The organism is Aliikangiella marina (assembly GCF_007004765.1).
GTDB lineage: Bacteria > Pseudomonadota > Gammaproteobacteria > Enterobacterales > Kangiellaceae > Aliikangiella > Aliikangiella marina.
In genome coordinates this window covers 180,379-194,585 of record NZ_VIKR01000003.1, presented here as the reverse complement: position 1 = coordinate 194,585, position 14,207 = coordinate 180,379, and the positions used below count along the sequence as shown (strand labels likewise).

Annotated in this window: 12 protein-coding genes; 3 read left to right on the top strand and 9 right to left on the bottom strand. The window is 42.5% G+C overall.

Annotated features, from left to right (window positions below; all coding sequences use genetic code 11):
* Positions 1–26: 26 nt before the first annotated feature.
* The gene (gene coq7, locus FLL45_RS12750; protein ID WP_142942441.1) at positions 27–665 is read right to left on the bottom strand and encodes a 2-polyprenyl-3-methyl-6-methoxy-1,4-benzoquinone monooxygenase; all 639 of its coding nucleotides are present in this window, start codon (positions 663–665) and stop codon (positions 27–29) included.
* 146 nt (positions 666–811) lie between these two features.
* Here coq7 and FLL45_RS12745 point away from each other — a divergent pair, with 146 nt between their 5' ends.
* Positions 812–2,299 carry an AAA family ATPase gene (locus tag FLL45_RS12745; protein ID WP_142942440.1) on the top strand — a complete coding sequence of 496 codons (1,488 nt, stop codon included), beginning with the start codon at positions 812–814 and terminating at the stop codon, positions 2,297–2,299.
* A gap of 1 nt (position 2,300) precedes the next feature.
* Here the strand turns inward: FLL45_RS12745 and FLL45_RS12740 are convergent, their stop codons facing one another.
* The 5 genes from FLL45_RS12740 to FLL45_RS12720 all read right to left on the bottom strand — a co-directional run bounded on the left by FLL45_RS12740 (position 2,301) and on the right by FLL45_RS12720 (position 7,286).
* The gene (locus tag FLL45_RS12740) at positions 2,301–2,717 is read right to left on the bottom strand and encodes a hypothetical protein (RefSeq protein WP_142942439.1); all 417 of its coding nucleotides are present in this window, start codon (positions 2,715–2,717) and stop codon (positions 2,301–2,303) included.
* Positions 2,714–3,562, bottom strand: a complete 849-nt coding sequence (locus FLL45_RS12735) for an alpha/beta hydrolase family protein (RefSeq protein ID WP_185964446.1) — start codon at positions 3,560–3,562, stop codon at positions 2,714–2,716. Before FLL45_RS12735 ends, FLL45_RS12740 begins: the two co-directional genes overlap by 4 nt.
* Before the next feature lie 87 nt (positions 3,563–3,649).
* Positions 3,650–5,746, bottom strand: coding sequence for a TonB-dependent receptor (locus FLL45_RS12730; protein ID WP_185964445.1), 2,097 nt, complete (start codon positions 5,744–5,746; stop codon positions 3,650–3,652).
* Between the two features lie 132 nt (positions 5,747–5,878).
* Positions 5,879–6,295, bottom strand: a complete 417-nt coding sequence (locus FLL45_RS12725) for an Hsp20/alpha crystallin family protein (protein ID WP_142942436.1) — start codon at positions 6,293–6,295, stop codon at positions 5,879–5,881.
* Between the two features lie 142 nt (positions 6,296–6,437).
* Entirely contained in the window at positions 6,438–7,286 is an 849-nt protein-coding gene (locus FLL45_RS12720; protein ID WP_142942435.1) for an alpha/beta hydrolase family protein, read from the bottom strand.
* Positions 7,287–7,519: 233 nt separating this feature from the next.
* On the opposite strand from FLL45_RS12720, the gene rpmE reads away from it, so the two are divergent.
* Positions 7,520–7,735 (top strand): 50S ribosomal protein L31, encoded by a 216-nt coding sequence (rpmE, locus tag FLL45_RS12715; protein ID WP_142942434.1) that lies wholly within the window; start codon positions 7,520–7,522, stop codon positions 7,733–7,735.
* An 87-nt stretch (positions 7,736–7,822) separates the two neighbouring features.
* Here the strand turns inward: rpmE and FLL45_RS12710 are convergent, their stop codons facing one another.
* On the bottom strand, positions 7,823–9,517 hold the full coding sequence (locus tag FLL45_RS12710) for an NAD-dependent malic enzyme (protein WP_142942433.1): 1,695 nt from the start codon (positions 9,515–9,517) through the stop codon (positions 7,823–7,825).
* Between the two features lie 361 nt (positions 9,518–9,878).
* Between FLL45_RS12710 and priA the strand changes: the two genes are divergently transcribed.
* Positions 9,879–12,131, top strand: a complete 2,253-nt coding sequence (priA, locus tag FLL45_RS12705) for a primosomal protein N' (RefSeq protein WP_185964444.1) — start codon at positions 9,879–9,881, stop codon at positions 12,129–12,131.
* 30 nt (positions 12,132–12,161) lie between these two features.
* Here the strand turns inward: priA and FLL45_RS12700 are convergent, their stop codons facing one another.
* Both FLL45_RS12700 and can read right to left on the bottom strand, forming a co-directional pair.
* Positions 12,162–12,872 (bottom strand): helix-turn-helix domain-containing protein, encoded by a 711-nt coding sequence (locus tag FLL45_RS12700; RefSeq protein ID WP_142942431.1) that lies wholly within the window; start codon positions 12,870–12,872, stop codon positions 12,162–12,164.
* A 167-nt stretch (positions 12,873–13,039) separates the two neighbouring features.
* Positions 13,040–13,684 (bottom strand): carbonate dehydratase, encoded by a 645-nt coding sequence (can, locus tag FLL45_RS12695; protein WP_142942430.1) that lies wholly within the window; start codon positions 13,682–13,684, stop codon positions 13,040–13,042.
* Positions 13,685–14,207 lie beyond the last annotated feature (523 nt).

The following is a 14,207-nucleotide window of genomic DNA, read 5'->3' as shown; positions in this document are numbered from 1 at the left end:
AACGCCTCGCGCAGTTGACCTAAAACTTAGACATAATAAACAGTCGAAGTCATCACTTTGCCCATTAGATGCATCATTGATTTTACCGGTGCAGGAAGATCGGCTCCACCAGCCGCAACTGCCACAGTCGCATGATGCATCTCATCCTCTTTCATTTGCTCTAATATCGCACGACTTTCATGATCGCTTTGCGGCAATTTTGCGAGATGACTTTGTAAATGTCGGACAACCTGATGTTCCGTCTCAGCCACAAACCCAAGGCTCCATTTGTCACCAATAGCGCCCGCAACCGCGCCGATCGTGAATGAACCCGCATACCATAATGGGTTAAACAAACTAACCCGACTATCCAGTTGCGAGAGACGGTTGGCGCACCACTCTAGGTGGTCATTCTCTTCAGCGGCTGCCTGCTCCATTTTCTCTCGAACTTCAGGTAGACGAGCAGTCAAGGCTTGTCCCTGATAAAGTGCCTGAGCGCAAACCTCACCGCAATGATTGATTCGCATCAAACCAGCAGAATGTTTTGCTTCCTCAGACGTTAGTTCACTGGTGTCAGCATTTTTTGCCGGACTGGGGCGAGAGGTTACTTGATAACCGCCGGCGATGGTTTTTAAGGCGTTGTCGGCTAGCATCACTAACCGATCACTAAAACTAATGTTACGCATCTGCTAGACACTCTGAGAAAAGAGACTAAAATAGCTGTGATCTCCCGCTTAAGCGGTGATCACGATCATAATAAAAGGCCAATATTCTATCACTTCTTGCAGTTTGCCTGATAATAGAATTTATTTCGTCAAGGAATTGTAGCAGTATGAGTGGAAAAACTGATTTTAATGACCTGCACCTCTTGGTTAAATCAGGTAATCCGATAATCACTATTGAAACCCATGAAGAAAAGCGGGTGCTCAACCTGTTGGGCGATATCGCTTCTTTTATCAACAAGCCTCTTTTTTGCTGGGACCATGTTGATGGTATCAGGCGTATCGATCTAGCGCATGATTTAGCCGAAATCGAAAATACTCATGATCCCCTCGAAGCCTTATCTGAGATAAAACGCTCAGTGCGGCCCTGTATTTTTGCGCTATGTGATTTTCATCCTCACTTTGATGATGCACCCAGAGTTGTTAGGTTGCTTAAAGAAATCGCTCAAAATCATATCGAAGTCAAACATACCATCGTTTTTGTCTCACATGCCCTCGATTTGCCACCAGAGGTAAAACGTTTTTCAGCTAGTTTTCAACTGTCTTTACCCAATGAGTCGCAACTCGAATCCATTATTCGCGAGGAAGCAAAGCGATGGTCCAAAGCAAACGACGGACAAAAAGTTAAAACTGATAGTGCTACGCTAAAAAAATTAGTCAGAAATTTATCAGGTATGACATTTGCTGATGCAAAAACTTTAATTCGCAACGTTATCAGCGATGGCGCGATCACTGAAGACGAGTTACCAGCCATTAATAAAGCAAAATTCGAATTACTCGATATGGACGGCGTATTGAGCTACGAATATGAAACATCCAAATTTGCGGAGGTCGGTGGCCTCAATAACCTTAAAACGTGGCTGAAACAACGCGAGGCAGTATTCCTCAATCGTGATATACCGCTTGATCCACCTAAAGGGCTGATGCTGGTTGGTGTTCAAGGCGGTGGAAAAAGCCTCGCAGCGAAGTCCGTTGCTGGAATGTGGGGGCTTCCACTACTGCGCTTAGATTTCGGCGCACTTTATAATAAATATCATGGTGAAACCGAAAAAAATCTTCGAGAATCACTAAAAATGGCTGAGTTAATGGCGCCATGTGTACTCTGGATGGATGAAATCGAAAAAGGAGTTTCCGCTGGAGAAAACGACGGTGGCACTTCGCAGCGAGTTTTAGCAACTTTGCTGACTTGGATGGCGGAAAAACAACAGCAAGTCTTTATCGTCGCTACCGCGAACAATATTTCCAAACTTCCTCCAGAATTGATGCGTAAGGGGCGTTTAGATGAAATCTTTTTTGTCGATTTGCCTGACTTTGAGGCACGAACAGAAATTTTTCGGATTCACATTACAAGACGTGACCAAGATACAAACAAAATTGGATTAGCCAGCTTAGCAGAAGCAAGTGAGGGATTTACTGGTTCCGAAATTGAGCAAGCTGTCGTTTCTGCTTTGTACCAAGCCTACGGAGAAGGAAAACCTCTATCGACTGACTCAATTATTAGTGCTATCAAGCAAACCAGACCTTTGTCTGTGGTTATGGCGGAAAAAATCCAAGCCTTGCGAGATTGGGCAAAAGAAAGAACGGTTATGGCAAACTAAATCAAGGCTTGCTGATGATCCACGCTAAAGCCTCTTGATAGTTGTCAAATATCCGCGACTCATAGCCAACCTCTTTTGCAAGTAACAAATAGTCTCGCATAGATTGTCGAGTGCACGGGTCGGAAACAACATGAGCACTTTTAACGCCTCGCTCAACATAACGAACACTCTGCTCTCGCTTGGCGATCTCTAACAAATCATTGCAAAAGACAAGCGCTTCCTTACACTCGGAGACGTCCCATATTTCGTTTACCTCCGGCGTATAATCATTGGAAGCATAGATTTCTTCGATCAGCTCGAGAATTTCGCGTTTCGAAAACGGGCCACTGACTTTGATGTCAATGAAGTTTTGCGCTCGATGAAATTTATATTTAGCCCACATCGACAGATTCCAAAGTGTTACCGATTTTAAATTCAATGAACGATTCGTTTGATCCAGCTTACAACGGATTCAAAAGTCTTGGGCATATTATTATGCCCTAAGTGCGAATAAAGTATATATTCGTATTCATGTCCAGCCTCAGATAACCGATCGAGTCTTTGGATAGACAAATCTACGGGGATACTTCCATCTCTGCCACCAAAAATCCACAGGCCAGGCACATCCAAATGCTGTAAATGATCACTGGGATTCGAGTCTTTACCCAAAAACTTGGGCCAGCGATATTTTTCAGTACGCGCATTTAAGGCTTCTTGAAAGCTCGGAACCCGGCCACCAGCATCAACACCATCTCTGTCAGCTGTATATCGGCTAAAAATATCTTCCTCGCTTACTTTGCACACTGGCGCACTCCAAAGCGCGATAAAGTCGAGTTGACCACTCTTTTCTGCCGCAATAGGCACAATCCAACCCGCTTGACTAATTCCAGTATAGCCTAGGGCAAGGCCTTGCGTTGTAGGGTGCTTTCTAAGCGCTTCAAAAGCGGCAAGCGCATCATCCGCTAATAAATTAATATTTTTTTCACTCACGCTTTGTTGACTTTCGTAAACGCCACCCGACTCGCCAACCCCTCGTTTGTCGTAGACTAAAGTAATAATACCGTTATCCGCAAATCGCTTAGCCCAATACAGATTTCTTTTCTGAGGGCCCGAGCCATGGACAAAAACGACTGCGGCAATCGGTGAGCGCTTAGTGGGTGCTACGATTGAACCGGTTAATCTTACTTGGCGGCTTTGAAACTCGATTGTTTCAATAGAAAACTCGGCGGCATCAATATTGCCGTTTATCAATACTAAAGCAAAAAACAAAAGCCTGATGGTCATCGATAATGCTCCTCTGAAAATCATCTAATTGATCAAAGTGCATTTCAATTGATATTCTCTTAAACCACTTTTGCCTGTGTTTCAGGATTAATCAATATGTCCTTCAATGGCAAAAAATATCGAGCGTGGTTCTCCGACAAAATAACGGTCATTGCCAAAAGCGAAATCGGCCCGCTCTGCATAAAGCTCATCCGTTAGATTCGTCAGCCTAACGACACTTGACCAGTCTTGGTTCCACTGATAACGGAACCTGAGGTTCAGCAAGTCATGACCTTCATAATCACGAGTGTTTTCAGGATTGGTATAATACTCATCTATATGTACCCACTCTAGCTCAGCGCGCATTTGATTAGGCAATTGCCAAATCAATTGTGCACTGGCAAGTAATTCAGGAGCGGTATCAATGTCGTTACCTTTGATCTGCACATCACCTATGCCACGCAAATCAACGTTATTCTCATAACGATGTTGCGCATAGGCAATATTACTTTGTAGCTTCCAGTGTTCAGAAAGTTTACGTCTTATTGAAAATTCTATGCCCTTATGGCTCGTTTTAGCGCCTGTAACGATTTCTCTATCGCTATTTTGAAATATGACATCGCTTTTTGTCATCGAGAACAGATTAACTTCCCAAAAATTTTCAGAGGGCATATTTCTTAAGCCCACCTCAATCGATCGAGCGGATTGCGAGTCAACCTCGGAAACAAGCTGGCCATTCTGCAATCGATAGAGTTCGGTTGCTTGAGGCACTCGAAAACCTTGATCAAGTTTTAGGTAACTAAATAGATTGTTGCTTGTTTGATACCCCAAAGAAACCGTCATTGAAAAGTCGTCGAAACTATCTCGACGGTCCCCGGGGCGTGTGTATCGACATCCGCCAAAGCCACAAGCCGTGCCATCATCACGAGAGTTTCCATCTAGCATCAAGTTGTCGTAGTCATACTCTAAGTAATCGAATCGTCCACCAACAAGCAACGACCAGTCTTGATTAAGTTGTTTATTCCAATTGGCATAGATAGCGATAGACTGAGCATCGACTTGATAATCATAGTGCTGTCCTTGAGGTAATACACCATCAAGAAAGGCGGAACCTGAGTCAGTTGGGTTCGGTTGATATTGTCTCAAGTAAGCGTCTGTTAATTCGCTTTCAGCACCGAAAACCCAAGTCGTGTCGTCTTGTTCGATTGCTCCTTGCCAACGGATACCAAAACTATCATGACCATTTTCTTCAATTGGTTGACCCGGAAGAAAGTGCATCAGGAATTCCATCTTATTTGTTCGCCAGTATGGCGTCAGCTGCCAAGAGTAGTTATCGATGGGTGCACTCGTAATTTTGGAATGGAGTCGGACAGACCGTGCATCTCGATAAGCTTCTGGAAACTGATTGGTTCGTTGAAAAAGTGGATTTTTATAGGCATCTTCACCTTGCTGCAAGAATCCAGCGGTTTCTTGATCAAGGTTACTTGCATTTAATACGGTATCAACCAATAAACGACCGAGCTCTACTTGGTGACGTAATGAAACCTTTTGTTGATCATATCCAGAGCTTTCTTTATACCCGCCATCCTGAGCAAGATTGACATTAAATAAAAAATCATAGTGATCGCCATGACTTTTTAACGAACGTTTGAGGCGCCAGTAATCATTGGGGCCGATTTCTAGACTGCCATCTAAGAAACCGTCTTTCGGTGATGGTGTTAAAACATTAATTAACCCGTGAATAGCATCCGAGCCATAGAGAGCAGAATTTGTTCCTCTTACAACTTCTATACGTCCTGCTTGCTCAGTATTCAAATCGAAGAGTTGATTGACGTTACAAAACCCTTTCCCCCTAACAGGAATACCATCTTCTAAAGTTAAGAACTCACCGCAGGAACCGGGCCCCGTAAAAACAGGAGAGCGGATTGCTGTAAGGTGCTCTTGACCGTTGCCTCGACTAATCCAAGTACCCGGTATTCGGGCCAGTGCCTCATTAATATGAATATGTGAAATATCGGCAATTTCAGAGTCAGTTAGGATACTCGAGTTATTCGGTAATTCCGCTAAATCAGATTGGACCCGTTGTGCAGTTATCACAAGCACTGGCTCATTAGTGTTAGCCTCATCGTTATTTTCTGAAGCACTCAACGGAGTTGCTGGAAAAAAAAGCAGAAAGGCACTCAACCCTAGAATTTTATTAGACAAATTTTTCACTTAAATATGCGTGTAAAAAAGGTGATTCATTATAGTCCACCAAACTATTTTGCCTAGTTCAATTTATATTTAGTTACTAAATAAAAAGCCGATCGTAGGACCGGCTTTTTGAGTTACTTTTGATTAATGAATCTCAATTTTCTTCAGTGTTTCTTGTGGTGCCTGTTTGGGTAAAGTTAAGGTTAAAATTCCATCTTTACTCTCAGCTTTAATATTCGCTTCGTCGATGGTTTCAGGTAACGAGAAACTGCGCGAAAAACTCCCATAAAATCTTTCTACTCGATGGTGTTTTTCATCAGTCACTTCAGACTTTCTCTCACCACTTAAGGTCAAAATTTTGTTATCCACTTCGACCTTAATATCTTCTTTAGGAATACCCGCCAATTCCGCTTTTATAACAAAGCTCTCATCGCTTTCAACGATATCGACTCTCGGTGACCAATCTTTCGAAAACGATGCATCTCTATCGGCTAACGCTCGACGCTGCACATCAAAAAAAGAATCCAACTCTTTAAATGGATTGATACGTAACATATTCATAAGAATCTCCTCAGAAATTTAAAATAAAATTAACAATTATTCTGAACAAAAACTTTAACCGGTTACAGTGTTTCGTTGCTGTTAATAGTAATATGGGAACGCATATTTTAGATTCAAGGGAAGATAAAAATTTTTTTTACTTTTAGCGGTCTTTAATCCATTCGGCGACTTTTTTGGCGATAGGTTGAGGTTCTTGCATCCAGTTAAAATGTCCGAGCGAATCATCATTAAAATCGCGCTCATTGAGATGGTGATAATCAACCTTCGCCGGTGAAAGTTTATCACCTAAATGTTTCGCACTATGAGGCGGCGCCATCCAATCTTTTTCAATCGTTAAAATAAGCGCTGCGGATTGATGATTATTCTTTATTAAATTGATTTGATGCGGTTGACCAGCAATTCGATAGTCTCCTTTAACCACCGAATAAGACCAATCACTCATCACTTGCTTTGATTCGCGTCCTGCAAAGCCGAGTTTTTTTCCTGGATAGTAGCCAACGATATTGGCAATTATTCTTACTAGCTTAGCACCAACCCAAAGACCAACACTTTTGGGGAAAGGCCATCGTTTATAATGCGGTAACCCCGTTGCAACCCCTACTAAACCACTAATTTGATGTTGATTTTCAGCCATGTATAACAGCCCAAATTGACCACCGATCGAATGACCCACTAAGTAAATGGGATTACTCGGGTGAAGCTGTTTGACAAACTCAATCGTTGCAGGCAGGTCGAGGTTAAGAATTTCGTGATAACCATAGTCGATAGCGCGTGACGCCCGCACACTTGATGAACCCAAGCCTCGTATCTCAAACAGCCCACATGCTAATCCTTCGCTAACTAGTGCTTCAGCAAGTTTTCTGTAGTTGCGCGCAGACACTCCCATTGCGGGCAAACAAATGACAATTGGCTGCTGCGATGATTCTACCTCGCTGAGAAGTATTTCCGCTGAAACCCCATCTTTGGCCGTAACTCTATGATTTTTTAACAATTTTCAAATCTATTTCTAGTTGCATACCGACCATTCTATTGGAATTCAATGACTCCTCCAACCAGTTATTATCATTTAGCGAAATCCCTTAATTAATAGGGCTTGCAAAGGCATTACTTGATCGGTATGATCGCCCGTCCCATTAAATGGTGTATGGTGTTTGACCAAAATCAAAACCCTTAGAGGGTATAGAGGGCTCAAATGGCGATGCACAGTAAGTAAGAGTAAATATCATGAAAGCAGATATCCATCCAAAATATGAGACCATAACTGCGACTTGCAGCTGTGGTAATAAAGTTGAAGTTGGTTCAACTTTATGTAAAGACATCAGCCTGGACGTATGTTCAGCTTGCCATCCATTTTATACTGGTAAGCAAAAAATGGTTGATACTGGTGGTCGTGTTGATAGATTCCGTAAGCGTTTCGGTGCACGTTCACTTAAGAAGTAATTGTGACTTCAAAGCGAATACAAAAAAAGACGCCTTAGGGCGTCTTTTTTTATTTCTCGCAATTCAGGCTGGAGAGCTTAACGCGCACTAAAAAGAAGTGCGGCGATAGCTGCGATATTCCGGCATCCAATAGTTTTTCTCGACAGCGGCTTCAAGTACGGACGCCTCGACCTTAGTGGCAACCCCCTGCTCCATAGCCTTGAGACCAACTTGTACCGCGATATATTTGCTTACCTCACGGATATCGCCCAAATCAGGGAGCAAATTAGCATTTTCGCCTTTGACCAAGGGTGAACAAGCGGCTAACGCTTCGCTCGAAGTCATAAACATCTCATCTGTCACTCGGGTCGCTCCACTGGCGATAACACCCAATCCCACGCCTGGGAAAATATAGCTATTATTGCATTGTGCGATAGGATATGACTTGCCTTGGTAATCGACAGGTTCAAACGGACTACCTGTGGCAACAATTGCATTGCCTTCAGTCCAAGCGATGACATCTTTTGGCAAGGCTTCGACTTTTGAAGTTGGATTAGAAAGTGGCAACACAATTGGCTTTTCGCAACTTTCATACATCGATTTGACAACTTCTTCGCTGATTAAACCAGCCACGCCGGATACCCCGATCAAAATAGTCGGCTTGCTAGCTTTAACTAAATCAAGCAAACTAATTTTGTCACCACTACTGCTCCATTCAGCAACATCAGACTTCTTTTTAGCAAATTTTTGCTGAAAATCCCTGAGTGGTAGATCGTCGGTCAACAAGCCTTTACTACTCGTCAAGAATATCTGGCTGATCGCTTGTGTTTCAGAAATGCCATCCGCCACCATGTGGTCGATTATTTGTTCAGCAATCCCACAACCCGCGGATCCCGCACCAACAAAAACAACACGGTGGTCTTTAAGTGACGTGCCTTGTGAATGGCAAGCAGCGAGTAAAGTTCCAACAGTGACCGCAGCCGTCCCTTGAATATCATCATTAAAACAGCACAGTTTATCTTGATACTTTTTTAACAATGGCGTTGCATTTGCTTGCGCAAAATCTTCAAATTGAATCAAAGCATTAGGCCAGCGACGACGAACACTTTGAATAAATTGATCGACGAACGCGAAGTATTCCTCACCTTCTATGCGATTATGACGCCACCCCATATACAAGGGGTCATCTAATAGTTCTTGATTATTGGTTCCAACATCGAGCGCAACGGGTAAGGTGTAAGCAGGACTGATTCCGCCACAAGATGAATAGAGCGCTAACTTACCAATTGGAATCCCCATTCCGCCGATGCCTTGGTCTCCCAACCCTAAAATTCGCTCACTATCAGTCACTACGATAACTTTAACATTCTGTTTAGTCGCGTTTTGTAGCATATCATCAATTCTGTCGCGGTCAGGATAAGTGATGAATAGCCCTCTTTTACGTCGATAGATTTGTGAAAACTTCTGACAAGCTAAACCAACTGTTGGCGTGTAAATGATCGGCATCATTTCCACCAAGTGGTTATTAATAAGCTTGAAATAAAGCGTTTCATTAGTATCTTGAATATTCCGCAGATAAACATGTTTATCTAAATCATCTTCGAAGGCAGAAAACTGCTGGTAAGCGCGGTCGGCCTGTTCATCTATCGATTCGATTTTAGAGGGCAACAAACCTTCCAGATTGAAAGCTTGGCGCTCTTCTACTGTAAAAGCGCTGCCTTTATTGAGTAAAGGGGTTTCCAGCAGAACCGGCCCCGCATATCGGATATAAAGTGGTCTACTGCCTTTATTAGGTGTTGTCATAGTCGATTCTTAATTTCCTTCACACTCAGCTTAAGCTGATTATTTAATTATCCAAAAGTCTAGTTCAAGTGACGCCGAACCACAAAGTCTGCGGATTATAAGCCCGTTTTAAACATTAACCTATTACTTAATGTTATAGTGCGAGGCACAGTCACTCATTTCAAGTCACTAAAACCGCAGGGTTAGCAAGCACATTAACGTTTAAAACACCAAGTAGTTGATTGACAAATCATATTAAGATTAGGGATGTTCAGTTACCACTGGAGAAAATTCCACTCAGCTAACGCTTGAGAAATCTATATCCTTAAAGCACAATAGCTGGCCACTTTGACAGCCGAGAAAAACTCAGAGTTTATTAATCTTGTCGAAACCTAACGGCTCCACAACAAATCATGAAAAAGTTATCAGCGTCGCAGTCAATGTGCCGCTGAGGCGTTTGTTCGAGTATCGCTTAGCGGCGGATTATCCAATACCACCACAAGTTGGCCAGCGAGTTACCGTGCCTTTTGGCAAGCAAACCAAAACTGGCGTTATCCTTGCCATTTCCTCGTTTGAAGATTATCACGGTGATTTGCCAGTCGAGAAATTAAAATTTATAACGAGCATTCTCGATGAGCAAAGTCTCTTTGGCCCGTCCCTTTTAAAATTATATCAGTGGATGGAAAAGTACTATCACGCCCCCCCTGGCGAAATTTGGCAAACCATTTTGCCGAGCGAACTCGCTAAAGGAAAACCTGCAGAACGTTCACGCGATAGTATCTGGCAAATCACACAACAAGGCCGCGAAGCTTTGGCAGGTAATCAAGTAGCGAAAAATGCAATTAAACAAAAGCTGACGTTAGCGAAACTGAATGAGAACCGACACGGCATTCTCCATAGTAGGCTTGCTGATTATGATATCCAATATACTACCTTAAAAACGCTCGCCGGAAAGAACTGGGTGTTAAGAGACTTTATCGATGCGTTACCAATCGCCCATGACCAGATAACCAACTTACCCAACAATTTAGTGCTAACTGAACAACAAACTAAAGCCATTCAAGCAATCAGTCAATCACTTGAACAGTACCAAACTTTTCTGTTATTCGGTGTAACCGCATCAGGTAAAACCGAGGTTTATCTTAGACTGATTGAACAAGTGATTTTACAAGGAAAGCAAGCGCTAGTTTTAGTACCAGAAATTGGCTTAACACCGCAAACCCTCAAACGATTTAAAGATAGATTTAATGTAAATATCGTCGTTCTGCATTCTGGCCTTACAGACCAACAGCGGTTACAAAATTGGCTTCAAGCTAAAAGTGGCGACGCACAAATAATCATTGGTACTCGCTCAGCACTGTTTAGTGAGCTATTTTCTCCGGGAATAATTATCATTGATGAAGAGCATGATCAAAGCTTTCGTCAACAACAAGGCTTTCGCTATTCAGCACGCGACGTTGCTATGGTGAGAGCAAGCTTTGAAAACATTCCAGTCGTATTAGGCAGCGCCTCACCATCTCTCGAGTCTTTAATCAATGTTGATAAAAATAAAGTTAGAAGACTTGATTTGACTGAAAAAGCACAATCTCAAACTGATGTGAAATTTCGCATAATCGACTTAAAAAAACAGTCACTCATCAATGGTTTGTCGCGCGATCTCATTGCGGGCATACGTCATCACCTCGATGCCAAAAGCCAGGTTTTACTCTTCCTCAACCGTCGCGGTTACGCCCCCGTATTACTCTGTCATGAATGCGGTTGGAGTAGCCTGTGTCAACGATGTGATATTCACTATACCTATCACCATCAGAGCCACTACCTACAGTGTCATCATTGTGGTTCTAACCGGAAAGCCCCCACACAGTGTCCGCAGTGTCAAAGCGAGCAAGTGGTTCCCGTTGGATTAGGCACTGAGCGACTGGCAGAAGCAGTTACGGCGCTTTTTCCCGATGCTAAAATTGCACGTATAGATAGAGATACGACTCGCAGAAAATCTGCAATGAATGATTATGTTGACGCGATAAAAGGCGGCGAGATTGATATTTTAATCGGAACGCAAATGCTCGCCAAAGGCCACCATTTTCCAAACGTCACCTTAGTCGGTTTGATTGATATGGACGGCGCGCTATACAGCGCCGATTTTAGAGCACCAGAATATGCCGCTCAACTTATTACTCAGGTATCGGGGAGAACAGGCCGAAGTTCAAAAGCAGGTGAAGTGATCATCCAAACTCATCATAGCGACCACCCCATGCTGTCTCAGATCATCCACTCAGGCTATGCCACTTTTGCAGAATCCGCTATTGAAGAACGAGTCGAAGCGGAGCTGCCACCGCATAGTTTTGCGGCCATGTTTCAAGCTGAAGCACCATTTGTTGATCCGGTAAAAACCTTTTTGCAAGATACCAAACAAATTCTCGATCGTTATAGTAACTTGAAAGTGGAGCTGTTGGGTCCTTGTCCAGCGCTATATACGAAAAAGGCCGGCAAGTTTCGCTACCAACTTTTTTTACAATCAGTTAACCGAAATCAACTTCACCAATTGCTGAGTTTAACAATGAATGATATTGAGTCGCTTGCGTCCGCCAAAAAAGTCAGGTGGCGAGTTGAAATCGACCCCGTGGGCGACTCCTAACCACCCACAAAGATTTTTTGTTTGCTCGCTTCATCGCCTTGGAAACAACTTCTTCTCTAATACAAATCCAAACAGGCCTAGCAGCGTCAACAAAATACCAAAGACACTCAAAAATCGGTTTTCAATCCTGTCTTCATGGCGAGTATCAACCAGTCTGAAAGTCCTTGAGCCTCCCTCTACTGGCACATTAAAAATATCCCCTCGATAAATATCCGTGATTCGATAAACCTCATCAAGGCGTTGGGTCATTTCCCTGTCGATTTTGACTTGCTCTTCTCGGCTCATCGGCATCTGATGACGGTAGTTGCTAAAAATTTCTTTTGATTCTCCGGCAAGTACAATACCTTTAGATTGGTAATTGTATTGTAGTTCTGGAAATATCAAACCCATAAAACTAGAAGAAACTAGTACAATCCCAAAGGTTGTCATCAATGCGCTGGAAATTAACCAGCGACGGTTTTTACGAGAACTCGCTAGTTGCTGTTGATTGAGGTAGTTGGCGACTTCTGGTACTTGTCTGAGTTGGCGATGAACAACCGAACTGTCAACATCCTCTAACAATGATGCCGTATCAACTTGAAAGGCGTCGAGAATCATTTGAAAAATGTCAGCCGAAGGCGCCGATTTTCCATTTTCAAGTTTCGACAGATAAGACTGCTCGATCCCAATAGCCTCAGCCAATTGTGGTTGCGTCCACTCTTTGTCTTTTCGCAGTTGTCTTAGCTTTTCACCAAAATGCATAATTTTTCTCCTCAGAAATTTATCTAAACCTTTGATTCAGATAAATATTCTTGGAGATTCCTGAATAACTAAAAAGAAGAATATCAACGAATATTATAAAATAAACGGGAATATTTCTAAATGAGGCGATCGAGAAAAGACTCAGTTGTCACTATAGGCTTAATACATCAACTTTTTTCAACATCAAAGCGATAGAGTGGGTCAATCTGCTCTATTGAGTCGGTGGTAATATCGAGACTCTTAAGAATGCCATCTTTTATATCATAGATAACCCCATGTACCGCCAATTCATGGCCGTTTTTCCAGGCGTTTTGAATAATCGGTGTATGGCAAACATTTCTTACTTGTTGAACGACATTAAGCTCACATAAGAGATCAATCTCTTCTTTTTCATCACTCACTTCACCAAAATGTTTGTAGTGAGTGCGCCTAATATCCTTTATTGAGCGAAGCCAATTATCCACTAATCCATGCTCAGTGTTTTCAATCGCAGCCGCAATACCTCCGCAGCCATAGTGACCACACACAATAATATTATTTACCTTGAGAATATTCACTGAGTACTCAAGAACAGAGAGAGCGCTCAAATCGGTATGCTGAACAATATTAGCAACATTTCGATGGACAAAGACTTCACCCGGATCAAGGCCAATTATTGTATTCGCGGGAACTCGGCTATCAGAGCAACCAATCCACAAAAACTTTGGTTTTTGTTGTTTAGACAGTTTTTCGAATATACCTGGATGAGCGCCTTCAAACTCTTCTGCCCAGCGACGATTGTTTTCGAGTAATTGCTCTATTCTGTGACCCATCGGTTAAGACTCTCGGTTACTCATCATTTGAGAATACTTGGCCTGCGCATATTGTGTAATTGACCAATTAGACTAATGAGTAGCTTAAAATTGACCTTATTCTAACAAATAAAAAGTGGTTGTCTTGGGTTTTACAACTGCTCCGATGAACCGAGAGTAATTTTAACGAAAGCGCGATACAGACGAGTGAATGCTAAATGGTTAGTCGATGTTGTATTTGAGTGGTTGGAAAAAATATAACCCCAAAATAGTTGAGGGTGACCGAAGTCACCCTCATATGCTTTTCCTTCATCCAGTGAAAGCTTAGCTCCGTGCTATTTCCTTATACATCTTTCCTTGAATCGGGATTCCTTTTCCGTTTGTCCTTTAAGTCCAGCGTTATCCTTAACGCTTGGTGATAGATTAATCTCTCTGGATTATTTAACAATGCACTTTCTTAACTAAAAATTACCTATAAAAATAATGCCTTTGCAACAACTGACATTATCTCTATTAAATTCAACACCTTAAAAACATTAGAACT

Coding starts and splice junctions, on each gene's coding strand:
- can (WP_142942430.1), bottom strand. CDS start 13,684: ATGGGTCACAGAATAGAGCAATTACTCGAAAACAATCGTCGCTGGGCA.
- coq7 (WP_142942441.1), bottom strand. CDS start 665: ATGCGTAACATTAGTTTTAGTGATCGGTTAGTGATGCTAGCCGACAAC.
- FLL45_RS12745 (WP_142942440.1), top strand. CDS start 812: ATGAGTGGAAAAACTGATTTTAATGACCTGCACCTCTTGGTTAAATCA.
- FLL45_RS12710 (WP_142942433.1), bottom strand. CDS start 9,517: ATGACAACACCTAATAAAGGCAGTAGACCACTTTATATCCGATATGCG.
- FLL45_RS12700 (WP_142942431.1), bottom strand. CDS start 12,872: ATGCATTTTGGTGAAAAGCTAAGACAACTGCGAAAAGACAAAGAGTGG.
- FLL45_RS12735 (WP_185964446.1), bottom strand. CDS start 3,562: ATGACCATCAGGCTTTTGTTTTTTGCTTTAGTATTGATAAACGGCAAT.
- rpmE (WP_142942434.1), top strand. CDS start 7,520: ATGAAAGCAGATATCCATCCAAAATATGAGACCATAACTGCGACTTGC.
- FLL45_RS12725 (WP_142942436.1), bottom strand. CDS start 6,295: ATGAATATGTTACGTATCAATCCATTTAAAGAGTTGGATTCTTTTTTT.